We start from the raw sequence: 24,198 nt of genomic DNA on the forward strand, positions 1-24,198 counted from the left end.
CGCTTTCCCCCAGGGACATGCATCCCTGGGGAGCATCCGGCATTACCACCCGTTTCCAGGAGCTATTCCGGTGCATGGGGCAGGTTGGTCACGCATTACTCACCCGTTCGCCACTCTCACCGGCCAAGCAAGCTTGGCCGGATCCCGTTCGACTTGCATGTGTTAAGCACGCCGCCAGCGTTCATCCTGAGCCAGAATCGAACCCTCCACAAAAAAACCTTCATGAAGAGCATCCGAATAGATGACTCCAACAATAAGAAAAAAGACGAGCACGTCCTATAAGGAAGGACGCGCACACAAAAACCCCGACCCCCATCAAACGCCCCTCGGCGACTCCCCCGGACAGGGGAAGCGGGAATCGGACTGGCAATCATTGACTTACATAAAGCATAAGTAGTACAGACACGCTCTTGAGTTCTCAAACCACCACCACACGCAACGAAACAGGCCGACCGGAACCATCCGGCGCCGTACCGTGCGGCAGCAAGGGATAAACCTACACGCCGCCCGACGAAAGCGCAAACCGGAAGACGCGCGGGACCACGGGACCCGTTGCAAACACACGCATCCCACGGCGTGTCGCAACAGCGGCAAAATTCACAAAATCAACGACGACCGCAACGTTTGCCGCCGACACCGGACTTGCCTTCAGCACCCCACGGGCCACGGCCTTCGTCCCTCAAGATCATCAAATGATGCTTCATCGCAAGCAACATAATGTGCGAATCCTCAAGGCCCAGATGACGCTCCGACGCATCAGCCGGCAGTGCGCCCTGCCTTTTCGCATATGCTTCCAACGTATTGTCGCCATACGGATGGGTTTCATCAGGCTTCGATCCCTCATCCCAACGCCGACTCATCGGCAACGTGTCAAGAATCGTAATGCGGCCGGCGCGATAGCTTTCCGCATATCCTGCGATATTCAACATGAAAAAGCCATGTTCGAATGTTGCATTATGCGCAACATAAGGCTGCTGTTCCAATCGCTGCAGCAATCCTCGCTGTGCTTCAGGCCATTCGTCGAAAAGGCGATACCCCACCCCGCGATCACGCACATCAATGCCTGTCAAACTGCGAATAAACGGATTACCAAGCAACGCATTCGCCGGCGTGACGCCGAACGGCAAACGCGACTGGCCGTACGCGTCGCCGCCATCATACGAATCCTGCTCGTAACGGTAGCCCGACCGTTCGCTTTCGGGGCGCGGCGACGCCATATTCATGTATTCGAAACCAACATCAATGATGTATACGCGGGCGGGGTCGGTGCCGGTGGTTTCAATATCAATGCCCATAACCATGTCCACATCACGGCCAGGCAGATATGCGTCTCGCCAATCGGGACGTCCATAATTCGAAGCATATTGCGATGATTGCGGCGTTTTCGACGGAGACGCGGACCGCGAATCAGCCTCGCCGAATTCACGATGCGCGTCACCAAAAAGCGTCACGCTGCCGCCAGGCGACGTCACACCACTCAGATTCGCACGCGCCATCGCATAACGGCCAGCCCGCTCCTGGCGACGCGTCTCCTTACGGCGCGCGGCACGCGCATCAGCGATTTTCGCACTGCGATCTTGAACGTCAGACACGTCAACGCCATCAACACCACGCAAGACCGGCACCGTAACGCGGCCACGGCGATCTTGGAACATCGTCCACCAGCGGCGCTCAACACCAATATGCAGCAGCAACGCAATCTCATCGTTCAAACGACGATTCGCATACGCCAACGCGCGCGGCAAACGATATGACACAATCAAACGGTCAAAATCAGTCATGAATGTGGAATTGCATTGCGCAAGAATCGCTTCAATGCGGTCGCGCGTCGCATAATCATGACGCAAGGCGGCCTTCGCGTCATCGATATTCTGTGGGACATCGTCAGAGGAAACACCGTCGGAGGCATCTTCGGCAGCGCTATCAGAAATGCCATCGCTCTGCAAATATGCGCCCGCAAAACCAATGCCATGCTCCAGATCAAGGCCTTCAACCCACTGCCAATCAATCGAAACGCCATCGGCATCAACAGGCATCGACGCAGCCCATTGGGCGACATCTTCCTTCGCCTGAGAAAGCCAAGCGCGGTCGACCGGAAACGATGTATTGCTCATACCCGTTCATCGTAGTCGACCGCGCCCCACCAGCAACGCATTCGGGCGAATGCGTCAATATGCGGGATGCTGCGAATTGTTAGATTCGTTTTTGATTGCTGATGATTGCTGCGAGATGTTTGCGATTGCATGAAAAACGCAGAAACGCGAAAACGCGGAAAACATTCGCGCATTACATTTCTCGTATTACAGCGTTACCGCGTCGCAGCATCTCGCATTACAGCATCACATCATTACAGCGTCACAGCTCAAAACCAAGCTCGCGTGCGGCATCCGTCGGAACGGGATCCTCACACCAGAAATCCTCAAGATTCTCATATGTGGTCAGGCTGCGGATCTCCGCCTTATCGATATACAGTTCGCCGCTCAAATGATCGGTTTCATGCTGAAAAATGCGCGCGGGCCAGCCATGCAGACGCTCCTCATGATGATTGCCGTCTTCATCCTGCCAGCGGGCGACAATGTCAAGCCAACGTTTACGCACGGCCTGATAGCCGTCGAAGCTCAGGCAACCCTCGTAAAAACTGCGGGTTTCCTCTCCGACCGGCTCATAGCTCGGATTGATGATCACATGGAACGGCAGCTCGCCGATTTCACGCGGATCATCCTCATCATCACGAATATGATCTTCCAACACGGCCAGCGAAAGGCCAAGACCGATCTGCGTCGCCGCCAAGCCTACACCCGGCGCTTCCAACATGGTCACACGCATTGTTTCAATCAGCTTATCCAGCGTCTTGCGGCTCAGCTGGCCGTCATAACGCACCGTCTGCTGACGCAGCACCGGCTCGCCGGCCTGCACGATCGGCAGCAGCTGTTCCTTGCCGGCGGACTTGATCAGCTTTTCGACGTCGCGATTCAATGCAATATCAACTTTGGCGTTCTTCGAAAACATTGGTTTCTCCTTCGAACATCACGAATGCATCAATGCTACAACGCGCTGCGATGTGCTCTGGCACGTTGCATTACGGCAGCACAACAGGGCGCATCACCGGTTTCGCGGGCAAAGCCACACATCTTCGCTTACAGTGCCAGCTCCTCCGCAACCACCGCGGCAAGACGCTCGCACACGGCATCCGCCTGTTCCTGCGTTTCCGCCTCAGCCATAACACGCACCAGCGGCTCGGTGCCGGACGGGCGCAGCAGCACACGGCCAGTGTCGCCAAGCAGCTTCTCCTCGCGAGCGACGGCGGCCTGCACCTTCGCATTCGTGGAAGCAGCCAACTTGTCAACATTCGGCACATTCACCAACTGCTGCGGCAGCTGCGGGAAGTCCGCAGCCAACTCCTTCAAACTGCGGCCCGACTTCATCACCTCGTTGCATAGCGTCAACGCGGTCAGCGTGCCGTCGCCGGTCGTGGCGAATTCGCGATTGATCACATGGCCGGACTGTTCACCGCCCAACGAATAATCGCCACGCAGCATCTCCTCCAACACATAGCGATCGCCGACAGCGGTCTGCACGGTTTTAATGCCCATCGAACGCAGCGCAAGCTTCAGACCAAGATTGCTCATCACCGTCACGACCAGGGTGTCATGATTGAGTTTGCCTTCGTTCTTCTTCGCGCGCGCCAGAATACCCATGATCTGATCGCCGTTGACCATATTGCCGTCCTCGTCCACGGCAAGGCATCGGTCGGCATCACCGTCGAAAGCGACGCCCATCATCGCATCGGAGGCCTTCACCATGGCCTGCAACTGCTCAGGATGCGTGGAACCGGCGTTCTTGTTGATGTTATAGCCGTCCGGCGAAGCGTTAATCACAATCACGTCAGCACCGGCACGACGCAGTGCCTCCGGAGCGACCACCGACGTGGCGCCATTCGCGCAATCCGCCACGATTTTCAAGCCCTTCAACGGGGTCGACTGCGTTTTATCAAGACCCATTGGCGCAATCGTTGACACCAAGTGATCGATATACAAATTGGTGGCCGTCACCGTATCATGGCTGACGCGTCCAACGCCGGCGCCGGTCGGACGTTCCCAATCCTGCCCCAACACCGCTTCAATTTCGTCTTCCTTCACGTCAGGCAGCTTGAAACCGCCACGAGCGAAGAACTTGATGCCATTATCCGGCATCGGATTATGAGACGCAGAAATAACGGCGCCCATTTCAACATTCAGAACAGACGTCAAATATGCGACGCCTGGAGTCGGAATGATGCCAGCATCGATAACATCGAAACCACCTGCAGACATGCCGGCAGACAGCGCGGATGCCAGAAAATCGCCGGAAACACGAGTATCGCGACCAATCAGTGCACGACGACGGCCTCCAGGATGATTGTCTTTCGTGCCGCTATCACCCAAAACGCGCACTGCGGCATCACCCAAATCCAATGCCAACTGCGCAGTCAAATCCCTGTTGGCCAATCCACGAACACCATCTGTTCCGAACATACGTGGCATACGTCCACATCCTCGCTAACTCGAATTGTGTTTTCCGTGCACCATCGTACCCAACACGATGTGCGGAAGCGGTAACGTGTGCCTTTTCGCGGCCGTATTCGTTGGATTTCCTTTTTGAATCGTGATTGAGATTGGGAAATGTCATAACGGTGCCGGGATTACGGTTTACAGGCTCGCAGGCAGGCCAAATCGTCTAACAAGTACTGATGTGACAGTTGAAGGTCTGAAAAGAAGAGAAAACGTCATATCGGTACTGATATGACGTTTTTGATTGGTACGGAAAAGGGCTGCAGTTCGATTGGGAACTGCAGCCCGATTGCGGTATGACGTCGCCTGATCTACAGGGTTGCCTGATTTACAGGGCGATGTTGTAGTCGCGGACCTTCAGCATACGATGCGTGGATTCGACGTTGCCGCGGATGATGCGGATCAGCGCGTTATCGGCATCGGTGTGGCTGGACAGCCATGCGTCACCGTATTCGGCCAGCTTGGCCGGGTCGGCATACACCGGGTACAGGCCTTCGAGCAGCGCTTCGGCCATGTGGAAGGTCTTGTGCTCCCACACCCAGTCGACCACGTCGAAGTATTCCTTCGCGTAGGATTCAGCCAGTTCGGTGTTCGGCGTCGCGGCGAAACCGCGGGCGACGGACTCAAGCTGCATGTTGGTCAGGTCGTCGTTATGCAGCGCCTGATCCCAAGCCCAAGCCTTCGCTTCGGCGGTGGCGCGCATGGCGCGGGCACCCATGGCGAATTCGCGGTTTTCGGTGGTGTCGCGCTTGGCGAGTTCAGCGTCGATGGCAGCTTCATCCATGGCGTTGACCGAAGCCAAGGCCTTGATGACGGTCCAGGTGAAGTTGTTGTCGATTTCGAGGCCTTCCAGCACGACAGAACCGTCCAGCAGACCCTTGGCGTTGGCGGCGAACGCTTCGTCGCCTTCCACGCCGTAGTCAAGGAAGGCGCAGGTGAGCTGGAACTGTTCGTCGGAACCGGCTTCGGCGGCCTGAGCCAGCTTCCACAGTTCGGCGGCGACATGTTCCACGATGGCGTCGCGGTTCGCCGGGTTGGTGTAGTGGCGGGCCGTGGTCTTGATCTGAGCCAGCGCGTAGCGGAAGGTGGTGGACTCGTGTTCGGTGGCGAGAGCAGCCAGCGAGGTTTCGATGAACTGCTCGGCCGGCAGCTCGCCGTCGCGGGTCATATCCCAGAAAGCAAGCCAGATCACGGAACGAGCCAGAGCGTCGTCGAAGCGATACAGGTTTTCGGCGGCGAAAGCGAGACTCTTGTCGTCGAAACGCAGCTTCGTGTAGGTCAGGTCGTCGTCGTTCACCAGAATCAGGGCCGGGCGCGGCTTGCCTGCTGCGGCTTCGACCACGGTGGTTTCGCCGTCGACGTCGAGTTCGATCTGGTCGGTGCGCACGATCTTGCCGGTTTCCGGATCTTCGTTGTAGAAGCCGACGGCCAGACGATGAGCACGCAACACCGGGTGTTCGGCGGCAGCGGACTGCTTCAAAGTCAGAGACTTGATGGTGCCATCTTCGTTCTCTTCGACCTCGGTGGTGATCGTGTTGATGCCGGACTGTTCCAGCCACTGGGCGCTCCAAGCCTTCAAATCACGGCCGGAGGTGGCTTCCAGTTCGCTCAGCAGATCTGCCAGCGTGGCGTTGGAGTAGGCATGCTTGTTCAAATAGTTGTGAATGCCTTCGAAGAACTTGTCGCGGCCCACATAGGCGACCAGCTGCTTCAGCACAGAAGCACCCTTCGCATAGGTGATGCCGTCGAAGTTCACGTAGGTGTCGTTCAGATCGTTGATCGGAGCGACGATCGGATGCGTGGTGCTCAGCTGATCCTGATTCAAGGCCCAGCTCTTCTCGCCGGAGCTGAAGGTCGCCCAAGCGTCCTTCCATTCGGTGGCTTCCGCGGTGGCGAGCGTGGAGGTGAATTCCGCGAAGGATTCGTTGAGCCACAGGTCGTTCCACCACTGCATCGTCACATAGTCGCCGAACCACATGTGAGCCAGCTCATGCAGCACAGTCACGACACGGCGTTCCGCCAGAGCGTCGGTGACCTTCGAATCAAACACATACTGGTCGCGAATGGTGACCATGCCGATGTTTTCCATAGCGCCGGCGTTGTATTCCGGCACGTAGATCTGGTCGTACTTGGCGTACGGGTACGGCACGCCCCAGGTCTTGGCATAGAAGGCGAAACCGGCCTTGGTGATGTCGAACAGGTAGTCGACGTCCTTGGCGAAGGCTTCGGCCAGAGACTGGCGGCAGTACTGGGCCATGGTGACGGTGCGGCCATCCTCATTGGCGTATTCGGTGTGCCATTCGGCATACGGGCCGGCGCAGATGGCGGTCAGGTAGGAGCTCATCACCGGCGTGGTTTCGAACATCCACTGCTTGGTGGTTTCAGCGTCATGATCGCCCATCGTGCCTTCGGCGGTGACGGTATCGCGTTCCTCACAGGAAGCGACCGGCATGTTGGAAGTGACGATCCATGACTTCGGAGCCAGCACGGCAAAGTCGAAGGTAGCCTTCAGATCAGGCTGGTCGAAAACGGCGTAGACACGGCGGGCGTCCGGCACTTCGAACTGGGAGTACAGGTAGATGTTGCCATCGGACGGGTCGACGCTGCGGTGCAGGCCTTCACCGGTGTTGGAGTAACGGCACAGGGCCTTGACGGTGACCTCATTGTGTTCCTTGAGGTCGGCCAGTTCAACGCGGCTGTCGACATACACGGCTGCCGGGTCGAGGGATTCGCCGTTCAGCGTCACTTCGCTCACTTCATCAGCAATGATGTCGAGGAAGGTGGCAGCTCCCGGCTTAGCGTCGAAAGTGATCACGGCTTCGGAACCGAAATTCTTCGGACCAACCGTCAGATCAAGTGCGACCTTGTAGTGGATCGGGCCGGAAACGACACCTGCGCGCTCCTGAGCCTCAATACGGGTGAGATTTGCTCCTGGCATGTCTCTCCTTTTCTTGACAACGTGAGACGGCGTGAACGGTTATGCCGTTCCACGCCGTCTCTTTTTTTATTAAATCTGCTTGGGATTCACCGGATGCTGAGACGCCTGTTAGCGGCCCAATCCCATCGAATCGTCGATATCCTGCGCGATATCGGCCACAACCGGCACAATCATCGGCTTGCGATGCAACTGACGGGCGACCCAGCTGCCCAGCGTGCGACGCATAAGCTGCTGCAGTTTATACGTGTCATGCGTGCCGGTCATCATCGCGTCCTGCAACTGTTCAATGATCTGATGGCGGACCTTGTCGAATTCGCTTTCGTCTTCAGCCACGGCGTTGAGGAAGATCTTCGGTCCGGACACCACGCTTGCGGTCTGCGTATCGACCACGACGAAGCTGGACACGAAGCCTTCCGTACCGAGAATACGACGCTTCTCAAGCTCTTCATCGGTCAGCTCACCAACCGAATCACCATCGACATACACGTAGCCGCACGGCACCTGGCCGACGATTGCCGCCTTGCCATGGTACAGGTCGATAACGTCACCGTCTTCAGCCAGTACGACGTTCTGCGGATCGACGCCGGTCTTGACCGCGATCAGGCCGTTGGCGACCAGGTGGCGGTTTTCGCCGTGAATCGGCATCGCGCACTTCGGCTTGACGATGTTGTACAGGTACAGCAATTCGCCTTCGTTGCAATGGCCGGAAACGTGGACGGCGGCGTTCTCCTTGTTGACGACGCGCGCGCCAAGCTGTACAAGCTTGTTGATGACCTTGTAGACGCCGTGCTCATTGCCCGGAATCAGAGAGCTGGCAAGAATCACCGTATCGAATTCGTTGATGGTGATATCGCGATGGTTGCCGTCTGCGATACGTCCAAGAGCGGCCATCGGCTCACCCTGCGAACCCGTGCACATGTAGACCAGCTTGTCGTCCTGCACATCGGCAGCCTGCTTCAAGTCGATGACCGTGCCTTCCGGGATATGCAGGAAGCCAAGATCCGCAGCAATGGACATATTGCGCACCATCGAACGGCCGACGAACACAACCTTGCGTCCATACTTGTGGGCCGCATCAACAACCTGCTGCACACGATGCACGTGGCTGGAGAAGCTGGCAACGATGATCTTGCGCGTGGCTTCAGCGAATACGCGGTCGAGTGCCGGACCAATCGTCGTTTCCGGTTTGACGAAGCCGGGAACCTCGGCGTTGGTGGAGTCGGCCATCAGCAGGTCGACGCCCTGCTCGCCAAGCTTGCCGAATTCAACTAAATCAGTGATGCGGTGGTCCAGCGGCAGCTGATCAAGCTTGATATCACCGGTGTCGATGAGGCTGCCAGCCGGAGTCTTAACGAAAACAGCCATCGCATCCGGAATCGAATGGGTGACGTTGACGAATTCCAGATTGAACGGACCGACCTTGAGCTTATCGCGGCCGTGCACTTCCACCAATGTCGGATTGATGCGATGTTCCTTGCACTTTGCTTCCGCAAAAGCCAAGGTCAGCTTGGAACCAATCAGCGGAATATCCGGGCGCAGCTTCAACAGATACGGGACGCCACCGATATGATCTTCGTGGCCATGGGTCAGCACAAGCGCGTCAACCTGATCAAGACGGTTTTTAATGTAGTGGAAATCAGGAAGAATCAGATCGACGCCCGGCTGCTCTTCTTCAGGGAACAGCACGCCGCAATCAATCAACAGAATATGGCCGTTATATTCGACCACATTCATATTACGGCCGATCTCACCAAGGCCGCCGAGCGGAACGATACGCATCGAGCCCTTGCGGTACTTCGGAGGGGCAATCAGGCCATCAGCGCTCTGAGGCGTTGTCTCAACCGGCTTCGCAGCGGAATTACGGCGAGAGTTGGAACGCTCGGAAGAAGCGCGACGAGATGTGGAACGCGTTGCGTTTGTACGAGAAGATTCGCTTTTTGCCGCGCCACGGGTGCGCTTGGCCGACTGGCCGGAGCGCTTACGAGTAGAGGATTTCTTAGTTTCTTGTTCTGTTGCCATTTCCTAGTTGGATTTCTTTGTAATCAGTATCCGCGCCTATGCGCAGACGAGGTATATAAGGGCCGGCACAGTCCTCAATAGTGTCATGCCGGCGAAAACATTCAGGCCAAGCTCAGTCGAGCAGTCCGGATTCGCGCATGCCCTTGGCGGCGCGGTCAAGTTCCACCGGGCCAGGGCCGACATTCGGCAGACGCATTGTAGTGTCAGACAGCACGCCACGCACTTTCAGCGAAGCTTTGGCCATAACAGCCTGGAAGCCATTGCCGTTCAACGCTTCGACAAGCGGAGCGAGCTGCACGGAAAGACGCTGCGCCTCATGAATGTCGCCACGATCGAATGCTTCGGCCAAATCGCGCATCGGACCTGCCGCAGCATGAGCAATCACGGAAATAATGCCAACCGCTCCGACGGACAGGAACGGAAGGAACAGGCCATCATCGCCGGAATACCAAACCAAACCGGTTTCCATGCGCTTGCGCACAGCGCCGGCGATATCGCCGGTGGCATCCTTCACGGCCTTAACATGTTCAAGTTCAGCGAGACGACGATAGGTCTCCAACTGAATATGCACGCCGGTACGCCCGGGAACATCGTAGACGATAATCGGCCTATCCGTCGCATCATTCACAGCCTGATAATGGCGGAATACACCTTCCTGAGACGGACGGGAATAGTAAGGAGCGACGACCAGCACCGCATCAGCGCCAGCTTCCTGCGTCTGCTCAACCATACGCACGGTATGTGCGGTGTCGTTAGAGCCAGCGCCGGAAATAACCGGCACATCAACCACATCGCGAACAGCCTTGACCAGATCCACTTTTTCATCCATATGGGTGGTCGGAGATTCGCCGGTGGTACCGTTGACGACCAAGCCATCGGCACCATCCGCAACCAATTGCTTGGCCAGTTTCTGTGCAGCTTCGAAATCGATGGTCCCATCGGTCTTCATTGGAGTCACCATAGCGGGAAGAACACGCCCGAACGGAGCCGGGTCAAGAAGATGAATCGTACCGTCACTCATAGAGCCAACGGTACTTCGCGGTCGGGACTCACGCGCAATACATGCGAAAAAATTCTGACGGGTCTGCGCAATGCGCTTCAACCCGCCAGAGAAGTCACCATAATGAATTTGCAATCATGCCGACTTGTCAGCGATCAATCACAGATCCAAGAATTTATCCAAGCCAACCGTCAAGCCTGCGTATTCTCCGGAGGCGATCTTGCGAACCGCCAGCAGCACGCCAGGCATGAAGGAAATGCGATCAAAGCTATCGGCACGAATCACCAACTGTTCGCCGTCATTGCCCAACAGCACCTCTTCATGGGCGTTCAAGCCACGCAGACGCACCGCATGCACGTGAACGCCCTCGACGATCTGGCCACGAGAGCCACCGTCAGTTTGGGTCGCATCAGGCATCACGCCCAAACCTGCTGCCTTACGCGCTTCGGCAATGCCCTGCGCCGTATGAATGGCTGTACCAGAAGGAGCATCCACCTTATTCGGATGATGCATTTCAATCACTTCAGCGGATTCGAAATACGGAGCGGCCACCTTGGCGAAATAGTCGGCCAATACTGCGGAAATCGCAAAATTCGGCGCGATGAACACCGACTGGCCCTCACGAGGAGCCTCAGACAAAGCCGCACGGACGCGATCCAACTTCTCATCGGTCCAACCGGTGGTACCGACCACGACATCCACGCCTTGCGAGATCAGGGCCAGCACATTATCCAGCGCGACGGCGGGAACGGTGAATTCCACCACGACGTCGGTGTTGTCCGGCGTAATCAGCGACAGATCGTCCCCCGCGTCCAATGCCAACGCCAGCACGGCGTCGTCAGCGGCATTCACTGCGTCCACCACGTGCGAGCCCATGCGGCCCTTGGCACCAACCACAGAAACCTTAATCATCGCCACTCCTTTACCAGTCAAATCTTCTATCGTTTCCCGATTATCACATCCCACGTTACACGCGCCCTCCACGATGAGACAGCATCCATCCCGACAACGCGATCAGCAACGAGCAGCCGACGAACACCCAAGGCATCATGAGACCGGTTTCCGGGGAAGCATGGTCCAATACAATGCCAGTCGTCAAAGACCCGAAGGATGCGCCCATCGTGCCGGCGGTCGACAGCCAGGACAGACCTTCAGTCAGGGATTCCGACGGAACGCTTTCCTTGACGATCAGATTGCCGGAGGCAAACACCGGGGAAACGGTCAGACCGGTCAGAATTTCGGCGATGCCCATCGCAATCAAATTGCCCGTCAACATATGGACGACGAAGAATCCCAATGTCATCAAAGCCAAGAACATCACCATGTGACGCCAACGAGACCCGCGCAATTCATGCGAACCGAAGATCAACGCGCCGACGCAGGAACCGACCGCAATCATCGCCAGCTGCACACCAAGCAGCCGCTCAAGCCCAAGCCCTTTCATCACAGCCGTCATCGACACGTCAAAAGCGGTGAAGCTCATGTTGAACACGATGAACACCACCATCAACGGCAGAATCCCCGCGTAGGAGAGCACGCTGCGTCCGCTGCCGCGTCCGACACGCCGTTTCAGACGGTCAAGAACGAACCGGTCCGCAACCGTGGCGGCGCCAACAGACGCATCGTCATTCGCCCTACGAACATCGGCGTCATCCTGCGAAGCGACGGAGACATTGACGGCACGCATCACCGGCGGCTGCGTATCACGCAGAGCGAAAAACACCGTTCCACCGATCGCGCAGGCCATCGTAGGTACGAACAGCTGCGATACCGGATGCACCGATGTGGCCAGGAACGCGGCGAGAATCGGACCGAAGATAAACACGATCTCATCGATGGCGGATTCGAACGCATATGCCGTGTTCAGCAAAGAACCGTTCTCCTCGCTCTGCAGCACATATGCCCATCGGGTTCTGACCAACGCACCGAAGGAAAACTGCGTCAGGCCCATGAGAATTGCCAAGACGAACAGCAACGGAATCGGAACCTTCATCAACGCTGCGAAAGCGAACAGCAACATCGCCGCGACCTGCACGGCAAGCACCAGTTTCCCGACGCGCCGCTGGCCGAAGCGGTCGAATAGCTTCGCATAGAACGGCGTCACCGCCGCGGTCGACAGGACGTATGCCGCGCTCATCACGCCGGCGACCGTCCAATTGTCATACATGTGATTGAGAGCAAGCACAATGCCCAGACTCATCATCGACATCGGCAGGCGCGCCAATGCGCCGGAAGCGCTGAAAGCCTTCGCTCCGGAAATACGGAACAGCTGCGCGTAATGAGAGCCGCCGCGCGTAACGCTTTTCGACTTCACGCCGCTCATGCCCGCACGACCTCCCCGCGATAGATGAACATGTCTTCGACGACCGCCCTGTCTTCATCCGAAAGATCGGAGACTTCCGCACATAAACGCTGCGCGATGCGCGTCATGCCGTGAGCATCGTAAAAGCTCACGTCACAGCTGGAATCGGTATGCAGGTAGAAGTCGGCAACATGTCGAGACGCGAAATGCTCATGCAATTGACGCCACAGCGAGCCGCCGACCCCGCATCCTCGAATGTCGGGATTGACCACGAACAGTTCCAATTCGCCCTGCGTGGTTTCGTTCGCGGCACTTTCGCGCTCCAAAACCAGCTCAGTCGCATACATGTGATTCACGGCCTGCAATCTGCGTGCGGCGGTCTCGTCCGATTCAAGTTCCTCCACGACCCTTGCCATCTCTTCAGTGGTCTGAGGCAGGCAAACAGGCTGTCCGACGACACGGGCAAAGGTGACGCCGGCAAGGACGCCGTCAGACGTCATCGCGACATTGGCGAACGTCGTCGGCTGGGCATAATGCAATATAAAATAACGCGAAATCAACTTGGCATAGCGGCTCTTGGCAATGTCGCCCGTTTGTCCCCAGGTTCGATCAAAAAGATCGACGACTGCGTCAAGATCGTCCCAACGCATCGAACGATAGGTCAATGCCGGCGGCATCTTCGCGTTGCTTGGTGCGGCGGCATCCTGTACGGGTCCATGGTCATGCCTGGTCGAGGTCATGGCATGCAGCTCCTTAATCTTCTCCACATCCTGCATGTGTGCCCGCCCACACTTGCCCCCGAGGGTCGCGGATTCCTTCCGACGACGACGCCCGCAGTGCGTTCCTCCCACGGGAGACACCGCATGCCACGCCCTCTGGGGACGGGCATGCGATCATGTCAGTCGTTGTCGGATTGTTCCGGAATACCGGAGCTCAACTCGGCAAGGATTTCCTCTTCTGTTTTCTGTTCGGCCCTCACTTCGCGCCGGGCCTCGTCTGGTTCACTCAGATAATAAAGCGCGGCATCGATACTCTCCAACGGCACGCCTTCCATCTTCGACAACAACAGTCGATACATGTCCAACTGCACCAGTTTATGCGCAATATCATCCGATCTGCGCGGGCGTTTTCCGGTTTTCCAATCGATAACGGTGTATGTTTTCGTCGGATCGTTCTCGTTGAGTCCGCCTCGGAAAACGGCGTCCAGTTTTCCGGTTACCACATGCAATCCCGGCAGGTAGGCGACGATTTGACGTTCCGCCCATACGGGATCACGACGTGCCCAGACCGATGTGGACAATCGACGACACCATTGCGTTATGGTCTGTTCGAATCGCGGCAGATCGCCATGCCGCTCGTGTTGTTCTTCGGACGATGCGTCAAGTTTGGCCAGCAAATCCGCGCGTGATTCAAAGGATTCGCTGAACGCGGCATCATCCTGACCACTGCCCAGCGCGCGCTCCCCCATAATGAAGCGCGCAGCCCAATCATGCAATCGTGTGCCCGCTTGCGCTTGTGCGGAGGCGACGCGAGGAATCGGGCGCACCAGACTCTGCCAATAGTCGCGTTCTTTGCGCTCGTCCATATTTCCCGCGCGAGCCTGCAATGCGGTGACACCTTGCGCTTTCTGCTGCGCAACCCGCGCGCCGACTGTTCTCAGCAACGAAATATCCGTATGCTCGCCCAAATCTCCGACACCGAAGCGTCCTGCAACATCATTCAATACGCGTATCGCATGCGCGGTCAACCCGTCGGGATGCTGTTGCGCGAATTCACCATCGTCATTGTCGCTGATACGTGTAGTACGCGCCAATTCGACGCTGCCATTCAAGGCTTGTGCAATATGCGCGTCCAGCGAACGCGGCCACAGAATATCAGCACTATCGTTTGCCGCTTCTTTTGCCTTGTCGCCGTACAGGCGTTCTGCTTCAAGCGCATCGTCGACGATCGCGCGATGGTATTCGGCTGCGGCATCGCCGATAAAACAGGCGATAGGATGCGGCCTTGCCGCAGGCTGATCATGTTCGGATGATTCGTTATCGGATTGTGCGGCATCCGCGGCAGATTGTGCGTCTGATTGTATATGCTGCGAGTCCTCCTGCATATCGACGATTGCGTCAGGGCGTTTACGGAATATATCCCATATTTCCGCGAAGAATACGGATGCTTCGTCAATAATCGCACTTGACTTCGTCTGCTCGGTTTCCTGCCCTTTTTCGGCATACGTGAGCAGCGCGTCATGTTTTGCGCGCGTCAATGCGACGTAGGCGAGACGACGTTCGTCGGCATGCAATCGTCGTCCATATTCCTCCTTTTGAGTAAGGAAATCCGAATCCGTTTCGATGCCGTCCATCTGAGCGAAATGACGATACAAACCTTGGGATTCCTCGGCCAGCTGCATGCAATCCATATTGTCGAAAGCGTGAAGTGGATCTTGCGCAAGAGAGACGTCGTGCGGGAATCTTGGCAATATGGAAGCGTCGGCACGGACCGGAACCGGAACCGCACACGCATTGTATAGCCAGGTTTTTGCGGTTTCCACATATTCCGGTGGCGTCCACACACCGTACGGAGCGTCCGGCATGGGGGCGCTCAACTCACCGCTTCCCTGTGCCGTCACGGCAAGACTATCGCCTTGGCCACTGGGAAAACCGCCTTTTTTCAAGCCGACCACAGCAACCGCATCCCATTCCAAGCCTTTCGCCTGATGGACGGTCATCAACACGACATCGGCGTGGTTGTGCGCTCCGATGGCAGGCTCGTCAGGGCTTTGCCTCATGGCATCCAACCATGCAACGAATCCGCGCAATGTTCCCACATGGCCAGGCTGCAATTCCGACATATAGGAATCGGACAATTCTTCTATCGACGTCAATGCAGCATGCAGCGATCCCGCCGACGTCGTATCCGACACCGTCGCGGAAGCATTCGTAATGGTTTTGGCAATGCTGTGCGCGACGATCATGTCAATATCCAAATCCAACGCTTCGATGCAGGCATGAACAGCGTCTCGTACCGGCGCATTCGCGTGGGATTGCACGAGGGACAGCATTTTCGCACAGTGCCCAATGGCTTGTTTGCCGCTATCGCTCAGCCGCGGTTCATCGGCCAATATCGCCGCTATGTCGTCGTCAAACAGCAGATCCAACAGGAATACGCCGCCACGGGTCTGGTCGCGATGCTCGCGTACCGCCGCCGATAGTTCGTCGTCGGTAAGTCCTTCCGGTACAAGACCGGCTTCGACCAAGGCATGATATTGGCGTTCTTCGTTCATGCGTTCCGCCATGGATGCCAATACGCACAAATCTTGCGGGTTGACCGCATAACGGGGAGAGGCCAGCAGTCGCATCAATGACGCCGAATCCGAATGGTCGGCGATAATGTGCATGACCGCGAACAAATCAACGATTTCCGGACGGTCGAACAACGCCGAATAGCCGACGATCTGGCAGGTCAATCCGGCTTCCTCACATGCGTCACGATATTCGCCCATATGTGTCTTCGAACGGAACAGCACCGCTACATGCGGCGCCTTTCTGTCAATGCCGTCCGCATCTGGTTTGCCGTATCGCTTGACCGCCTGCTTGATGAAGCGTACAACGCCATCGACTTCCTGATTGGCCCAACGATATCCGGCAAGCATCAAAGTTCCACGCTCGGCGGTTTCCAACGGTCGCAACGGTTTGACGCCAACCTCGTTTTGCAATGCGCTGCTGCGGCGCCTCGGCTGTGTTCTCAGCGGAATGGTCAGATCGTTGGCGGCTTCCAGCACAATGGACGGGTTGCGTCTGGTTTGCGTCAGCGAGCGCGGCTGTCCGCTCATGCGGAACGCGTTTTGGAATTGTTTGAATGCGCCCGGGCTGGCTCCACGCCATGCGTAAATGGATTGGAAAGGATCACCCACCGCGTTCACCGCGGAGGATGCGCCTTGCTCCGGATGGAACAGCGCTGCGATAAGCGCAGCCTGCGTGGTTGAAGTGTCTTGATATTCGTCGAGGAACACGTGGGTGAATCGACGGCGATATTGTGCGCCGATTGAGGGGAATCTCGTGACCAGTTGGAATGCCGCCACGGTGAAATCGGAGAATTCCGCCATATTCGCATCATGTTTTGCCTGCTGATAGCGTTCGGCCACATGAAGCAGCACATTGCGACGATGGGCGACGTCGCGCATTCGACGTGCAGCATCGACCGCAAGGATTTCGCGATTGTGTTGCATATCAGCTATACGCTGCTCATACACTTCGTCGCTATCTTTTTTTCGCCGCTTCGGTATTTGGCATCCCTTGTCGGTCGGCAGTTTTTCCGGCATGGTGAAATCCGCTGTCAGATTGTCGATATGGGCGATGAACGCATCATCCCATGCGCGCACTTGTGCCGCGGCAGACGCAAAATCCGGGCATCGTTCGCTGATCATGGCGGCATTGCATGCGTCGGTAAGCGACAATACTTCGCACACCACAGTGGAGAAATCAGATTCCATGCCGAGTTCCGCGACAATGTCATTCATACATGAGCCCACGGTGTCGGCTGCCAATTGGTAGGCGCCCGCGTCGGTTAGCGGCTGGGTTGACTGGTCCATGCCGACCAGAAGCCCGTACTGGCGCACGATGGATTGGAAGAACGCGTCATATGTGTATACGGACGGTTTGAGGAAAGCCGTGTCGGGATCATTGGATGAACGCTGCGATTCGACCGCTGCGGATACTTTCGTCAACAGCTGGGCTGCGGCTTTTTTGGTAAAGGTCAGGCCGAGGATTCGTTGAGCGGGCACGCCACGCTTGATCAGTTCGACGATGCGCCGCGTCATGGTGTAGGTTTTGCCGGAACCGGCGCCCGCCACTACGAGCACATCATCGTTGGCGCCGGCCATCACGACTTCGGATTGTTCCGCGGTGTCGGTTGGACGCTGTGGTGCCGGATTCCGTTTCATCGAATGCTGCGAGGGATTCTGTGCCATGCTCATCTCGTCGCCTCCATAATGGTGATGCTGTCATCCGGCCAGGCCGGGCAGACTCGTTTGAATGGGCAGTATTTGCACATGCTGGCATCTCGCTTGGCACGTTGCGTCATCGACCGTCTTGCGCCTGCGGCGAATACCACTCGAGACAACATATCCAACGCCCACATTGCCGGCTCGTAGCGCAATTGCACAATGCTGTGCCATAGTCCTGAATCAATGCCGTCCGGAGCTTGCTCCGGAAGATCGGGGTAGTCGTAGAGAACGCTCATCTTACCTGCGTAAAGTCTTGGCAAATACACGTTATTCAACGCACAACCATCAAATAAGGCGGGCTGGAATACCGTCTCCTCACCATGGCTTTCGGCCGGATATTCTTTTGCGAACACGTCATACAGCACAGCCTGACTGATCTTGGGCGCACTGCTGAATCGTATCCTGCGCTCTGCGTCGGAGTGCAAGGCAGCCCCTGCGAATTGCTGCGCAAGCTGATAGCAGACCAACTGCAGATCATTGAACACCGCTTTGCCGGAATGGGGGTTTTTGCCCGTTTTATAATCCAACAAACGCGTTACGATTCGACCATCCTGCATACGGCGATGCTCCAACCGGTCGATACGGCCGGAAAGCACAATCGTCATTTTCGGATCCGCCTCCTGCGGCATTCCTCCAGTCAACGTCGCCATCAGCGCGAATAGCGTATTCGTATCCATCTGGCATTCCGGGAATGTGTTGTTCCACAAGTAGCGAATATCATCGCATGTGAAACGAGCCGAGAACTCCACTTCGCATTGCGCATCCACCAATGAGCCGACAGGAATCGGCGCTTTCTTGCCCTTCTGTGCATATTCCGCCGTCGTCGATTTGACGAAATACGCAGCGATATGGTGGGCGATGGTCGACGTTCGCCCCGTGATTTGACGCTGCCGATATGCGGCGTCCGCCTCTCTGGGATTGCGTTCCACAGGCATGTTCTCCTGGTACAGGTCCAACATGCGATCGGCGATGGCATCAATGCGCTGCGCCACGCCCTCCTCATCCGTTGCGAATACGTTGACACCGTATTCATCATGATCAGGCCTGTCCAAGCCTTCCAAGGATGCCAGTTCGGCCATTTTGTGAATCTGCGTGCCGAAACTGGCATGCACGGAGCCTGCTCGCGGACCGCCATACCGGTTTTCCAAAGTCCATCGCAATGGGCATTTCCAAAGGTTATCGGCCTGCGATGGGGAGAGGAAAACGGTAAGCGGATGCTGTTGCGCAACGGATGGCGCCGCCGTATTCGTGCTTCTTTCAGTTGCGGCGTCGCCGGCAACATCGTATTCGGCGCGATTGACGCATTCGACATGGTCGGCGCGGCCAGCATGATCGGCGTTCAAACGTTCAGACGAAGATTCCGATGAAAGGAACGTCCAATATTCCGGATCCGCCGCTTCAACGCCTTCACGTTGCAACAAGCGCAATGCTCGAATCGCATCCTCAATATCGGTTTCATTATCGAATCGTGCGGCCGACTGCGTTTCCTCTGTGATATCCGCATGATCATCCGCATGATTGTCTGCATGCCGCATCGCGCAGGCGGAAGCCAAAATCGAACGCGCCGCCGACACCAATCCGCGCTTGTCAGCATCCAATCCTCCGCGACTGCCGTCGCCCACCGATGTGTATCGCACATCCGTGATTTCCGCAGCGCGTGGCACCATTTCAGGAATCAGACCGTACAGAAAATCAGACGGCGACGCATCATCATTATGAACGGCACTTAACGTCACGCATTCGTTTGCACGTGTCAAAGCCACGAAAAAGCTCTTCTTTTCCGCATACAGAGTCTGTTTCAAACGGGCGTCCACGCCATCCTGCGCACCATTTTTAAGACGACCGTACATTGCCAGGTCAGCCAAGTCCTCAGCGCCGAACAGCGTATCGCGTTCCTTCAAATTCGGCCATGTTCCCTCCTGCAATGCCGGAAGCCATACCAAAGGCCATGTTCGGCCGGCCACACCGGCAGGAGTCGTAATCGTCACCGCATGCTCGATCGGGCCGACATGAGCCAGTGAATCCGCTTCGACCTGCATATTCTGCACTTGTACGACAAGATCGCGAATATCACCGGCAAACACTTGCGCGAACTGGAATAGGCGCATTAATGCGTCAAGACGGTCATTGGCGGTTTCCCCATCCGAACCGACCGACAATGCCGTCTGCTGCCAATCATGCTCCACGTTGCATGCCTGCCAGGCTTCCCACAGGATGTACTGCGCAGGATTGTTCTCGTCACGCCAGTCAGATGCTGATTGCAGACGATGAATGCTTTCGGCGGTTGTGTCCAACGCATGAACGCACCGTTCCAGAGCATCCAGATCATTACTGGTACCGTTACCGACGGCGATCGAGCGCATCGCATCAAGAACGATTCGCTGATCGGTGTCATCGGCGAAAACCAGCAACGCCCACACTGACAAGTCGTCGAATACCGACCAGTCACGCTGCGGTACTTCCAACAAGGAATCGTCGACGATTACGCCATCGGACTCGGCGGAATTATCGTTATACTGCGTTTGGAACGAATCAGCCAAACGCCGCCAAGCATCAGCAATAGCGCGTAATCGTTCCGGAACCTCACTTGAAGGCTCCGAGACTGCAGCGTCTGCGGGGGGCTCGGCCGACGTATCCGCGTCCACTGCAAGATCATGCAGGTCCATCAACGACATCAATGTGTCGACAATGGAATCCAGCCGCTGCATATGCATGGGACGCGTCCCACCGGAGCGTGTTTTCGCATCCATCAGTGGACTGGACAGCAGCCTGCGCATCATCGAAGCGGCCCACGATGTCGGATCATTCCATGAATCGCCGTTGCCGTCATCGGAATTCACCACCGTATTGCGTTCATTGGCGAGCTGAGCCAGGGCGAACAACCCCTGTACTGCAGGCTCGTCCTTCAACGGCCGGCTCACCGATGTGAATCGTACAGGCACATCTGATTCACGCAACGCACGTCCGATGGTCTGCACCGTTGCGTTATCGTGCGCGATCACCGCCATTTCGTTGAAATCACGTGAATCAATAAGATGCGTTTTTTTAATCTGCCATACGATGTCGTTGATTTCATCGTCGGAAGAGCGCATGATACGCACCCGTACCGTGCCATCATGCAAACGCGCGTCCGACTCCTCCAAAGGCATAACGGGAAAAGCACCGGGATATTGCGGCATTTTGCCGGGGCGATCCGGCACCGCTCCCATGCCTTCCTGATTGCTCAAAATACCGAGCGATATTCGAGACGCCACCGTATCCAACATGGTGGGGTCTTCGCCATCAGCACGATTCGTCAACAATACCGGCGGCAGTTCACAACGCTTCGCGTGGAAACGCCCTAATTCAACGGGGATAAGCGCTGCGGCGGCGTCCGAATCCGGTTCATGGTCATTGTACGCCGCTGCGGATTCGGCGACCCGTACATCCAAAAATTCGGGATACGAGCCGCGGAAAACCTGCACGGCCTCATCATTATTGCCGACCAACAGCAAACGGCATCCGCGATCATGCAGTTCCTGCACCATTGCGACCGCCGCCAATGTCGTATCCTGCCAATCATCGATGACCAGCAGTTGAGGCACGATTTCAGGCAACGCCTGCCCGGTTTCGGAACATAGCAATTCTCTCGCTTCGATAAACAACCGAGCATTGTCCAGACGGTATTCGTTCGGGTAGGCGGTTGCAATATGATCCGCATACTCTCGCCACAATGCGAAAGAAAGTCGCCATTGTGTTTCCAACCGCTCGCGCGCAATCGGTTCCATAGACTGTTTCACAAGCAATTGCATAACCCGTGGCTCATCGTCATACGTCAGGCCAAGCTCGTTCATACGCGAAAGCATGTCACGCAATTGGGCGATAAACGCGTCGTTGACATGGCGAGCAAAAGTCGTGGCGCTATCCACCGAAGAGTCGCCTGCCGGCGTGCCTTTCTTGGAAATCTCGATTTCCGCCCCACCGTTTTCTGGCATACCGCCTGCCGGCTCTTGTCTGACCACGTCCATGCCGGTCAGCACATTCGCCCATAGGCGTTCTCGCATGAAATATCGCTGCAACAGTTGGCATACGTCGCATAAATCGCCGGCGACGGCATGTGCGATGTGCACCGCAAGCACATCACGCAACAAAGCATCCTGTTCCGCGCCATTCAGCAGCTTCGCTGGCCGCTTGCCGTCATGCGCCCGCACCGCGGAGATGATGCGAAATGCAACCGCGCTCAATGTGGTGACCGGACGAGCCTGCGACAACACTGACAGGTCATGAATCACGCGACCGTTCAGCCGATCCGCGATCACACGATTGGACACTGTCATCACTGCGCCGCTCTCTCCAAACGACTGCATGCCTTTCAGCAGCGAGCGCAGCGCGAATTCCGTTTTGCCGGCGTGCGGAGCGCCGGAAACCGCCAATACGCGCGTCGAATCGCCGTCTGGGGTGCGTAATGTCCCATCTATCAACGCCTGCACATCTTCGTCGCCAACCATGTTTTCAGGATAAGGCCCGCCTTGCATCATCATCGCGGACCAACCGGAGAGGCAACGGCGTGTCTACGAGCGCCGCAATGATTTGGCTGTGCTCGCGACGGCGTGTCCAACTGATTGGCATCTGCCTTGTCGATGACCTACCCGTACAATTGATGATGTCCGTACGAGGGGTCGAACGGAATCAGGAGACAATGATGTCCGACCGAGCGACGCCTGCGGTTCCCTCTATGCAGCATGGCGCACTGCAATGCGATATTTCATGTCCTGATGATTCGCTTTACGATGCATCGCCCTGTGATATTTCGGTTTGCGGTGTTTCGTTGTGCGATGTCATGCAACGTAGTGTTGAGAGATGCGTTGGCATGCCTGACTGCGTATTGCAGATGGATGCCGATATCTTTCCGATTGAACTTTCCGGATTGTCGTATGTCGCTCCGCTTGGCAGCGGCTCCACCGCCATGGTCGCTTTGTACGAGCATCGTGAATCGGCTCGCTGGGTAGCGGTCAAGCTGTGCAGACGACCGCATGATGCATTGTTGAATGATCTGTTCCGCAATGAGGCGGCATGCATGCGGGCTATTAACGACCACCCGCATATTTTGCCGATTCTTGGATCCGGGGTTACCGATGACGGCCGAGGCTACATCATTTGCGAATACGCGCCTAACGGAACGTTGGATGCCGCGGTGAAGGCTGCCGGCCTACAGTGCAGAATGCCGGTTGATCAGATTGCGGCGCTCGGTGTGCATATGGCGGATGCGTTAGCGGCAGCGCATAGTCGTGGCATTGTCCATCATGATGTGAAACCGAGCAATATTGTGCTGTCGGCTTCCGACAAGCCCATGTTGGCTGATTTTGGCATTGCCGATTCCGTATATGCCAGCAGTGTGGCCGGATATTCCACTGTGTGGGCGGCTCCGGAATGTTTTGACGTTCATGCTCGATACCGGTATGAATCAGCGGATGTGTATTCGTTGGCCGCCGTGGTGTATGCGCTGCTCACGGGAAGCCCACCTTCCGGATACGCCGGTAGTGCAAGGTTCTTCGATTCGCCAGTTTCAGCGCCTGATGAACGGAACGCCCCGCCCATTGACTGTTTGGACGTGCCTGATGCTCTGAAAACGACGCTTCGGATTGCACTGAATCAGAATCCGGAGCAGCGATATTTTTCCGCTCTCGATTTCGCTCATGCATTGCAGGATGTGCAGCGTCAATGTTTCGGTGAGGCCACGCCACTGTATGTGGAGGGGCAAGGCGAAGCGTCTGACGGGTATACGAATCACACACCTGCTACGAAGCGCAGCTCCGACGGCGGCTTATACGGCATTCGCAAACGGGCCGACCGGAATGTGTCGGGCAGTTCGGATGCAGAATATGCGCAGGAATTTCGGCATACCTATGTTGGATGGAATCTGACCGTCGGAATGCTGATTGCCGTTGCCCTACTGTCACTTTATATGGCGATCCGCATGGCTGCGTTTGCTTCCGACGTGTTACCTGCCGTCACGTCTTTGCAGGTTGTGAAGCCTGACGGCATCGAAAACCGGTCGTTCTCGTATCACACCGATATTGCGATTACGGATGAGGTGTAGGCGATGCGTATAGGGTTGCGGAGTGGTGTAGTGCAACGGCGCATATGGATGTTGCCCGTTATCGCATGGCTGTTGATGGTTGTGCTGATTGTGATCGGCGCCATTGTGATTGCCGCCGTATCAAAACGTCAGATGAGTCTTGACGATGGAAGCGTATGGCTGTTGTCGCAAGAGCATGGAGCGGTGGTTCGGCTGAATATTCCTTCACAGGAGCCGACTGCACGTGTTGATGTGGACACGGCGAACCTCGATTTGCATCAGCATGATTCGTTTACGGCATTTGCTCAAGCCGGTCGAATCACGGTAGTCGACGA

General features: G+C 56.6%; 12 protein-coding genes and 1 rRNA gene. 1 reads left to right on the plus strand and 12 read right to left on the minus strand.

The window, feature by feature from the left end; translation table 11 throughout:
• The 12 genes from AC1AWD_RS06890 to AC1AWD_RS06945 form a co-directional block, all read right to left on the minus strand.
• A 16S ribosomal RNA gene (locus AC1AWD_RS06890) occupies positions 1-213 on the minus strand; the annotation flags it as partial.
• 392 nt (positions 214-605) lie between these two features.
• Complete coding sequence (locus AC1AWD_RS06895; RefSeq protein WP_476565007.1) at positions 606-2,114, minus strand: PolC-type DNA polymerase III domain-containing protein; 1,509 nt, start codon at positions 2,112-2,114, stop codon at positions 606-608.
• A 241-nt stretch (positions 2,115-2,355) separates the two neighbouring features.
• Positions 2,356-3,009 (minus strand): peptide deformylase, encoded by a 654-nt coding sequence (locus AC1AWD_RS06900; protein WP_476565009.1) that lies wholly within the window; start codon positions 3,007-3,009, stop codon positions 2,356-2,358.
• A 128-nt stretch (positions 3,010-3,137) separates the two neighbouring features.
• Positions 3,138-4,523, minus strand: coding sequence for a phosphoglucosamine mutase (gene glmM, locus AC1AWD_RS06905; protein WP_476565012.1), 1,386 nt, complete (start codon positions 4,521-4,523; stop codon positions 3,138-3,140).
• A 355-nt stretch (positions 4,524-4,878) separates the two neighbouring features.
• Positions 4,879-7,488 (minus strand): aminopeptidase N, encoded by a 2,610-nt coding sequence (pepN, locus tag AC1AWD_RS06910; protein ID WP_476565014.1) that lies wholly within the window; start codon positions 7,486-7,488, stop codon positions 4,879-4,881.
• A 108-nt stretch (positions 7,489-7,596) separates the two neighbouring features.
• Complete coding sequence (locus AC1AWD_RS06915) at positions 7,597-9,507, minus strand: ribonuclease J (protein ID WP_476565015.1); 1,911 nt, start codon at positions 9,505-9,507, stop codon at positions 7,597-7,599.
• A gap of 112 nt (positions 9,508-9,619) precedes the next feature.
• Positions 9,620-10,528, minus strand: a complete 909-nt coding sequence (gene dapA / locus AC1AWD_RS06920) for a 4-hydroxy-tetrahydrodipicolinate synthase (RefSeq protein WP_476565018.1) — start codon at positions 10,526-10,528, stop codon at positions 9,620-9,622.
• Positions 10,529-10,666: 138 nt separating this feature from the next.
• A complete protein-coding gene (dapB, locus tag AC1AWD_RS06925; RefSeq protein ID WP_476565020.1) occupies positions 10,667-11,419 on the minus strand; it encodes a 4-hydroxy-tetrahydrodipicolinate reductase in 753 nt (250 codons plus the stop codon).
• A gap of 55 nt (positions 11,420-11,474) precedes the next feature.
• Positions 11,475-12,830, minus strand: coding sequence for an MFS transporter (locus AC1AWD_RS06930; RefSeq protein WP_476565022.1), 1,356 nt, complete (start codon positions 12,828-12,830; stop codon positions 11,475-11,477).
• Entirely contained in the window at positions 12,827-13,549 is a 723-nt protein-coding gene (locus AC1AWD_RS06935; RefSeq protein WP_476565024.1) for a GNAT family N-acetyltransferase, read from the minus strand. The genes AC1AWD_RS06930 and AC1AWD_RS06935 overlap by 4 nt, the downstream gene beginning before the upstream one ends.
• Positions 13,550-13,707: 158 nt before the next feature.
• Positions 13,708-17,769 (minus strand): ATP-dependent DNA helicase, encoded by a 4,062-nt coding sequence (locus tag AC1AWD_RS06940; RefSeq protein ID WP_476565258.1) that lies wholly within the window; start codon positions 17,767-17,769, stop codon positions 13,708-13,710.
• A gap of 2 nt (positions 17,770-17,771) precedes the next feature.
• The gene (locus AC1AWD_RS06945; protein ID WP_476565026.1) at positions 17,772-22,292 is read right to left on the minus strand and encodes a PD-(D/E)XK nuclease family protein; all 4,521 of its coding nucleotides are present in this window, start codon (positions 22,290-22,292) and stop codon (positions 17,772-17,774) included.
• 362 nt (positions 22,293-22,654) lie between these two features.
• Here AC1AWD_RS06945 and AC1AWD_RS06950 point away from each other — a divergent pair, with 362 nt between their 5' ends.
• Complete coding sequence (locus tag AC1AWD_RS06950; RefSeq protein ID WP_476565028.1) at positions 22,655-23,884, plus strand: serine/threonine-protein kinase; 1,230 nt, start codon at positions 22,655-22,657, stop codon at positions 23,882-23,884.
• Positions 23,885-24,198 lie beyond the last annotated feature (314 nt).

This window comes from Bifidobacterium sp. LH_512, from assembly GCF_056356435.1.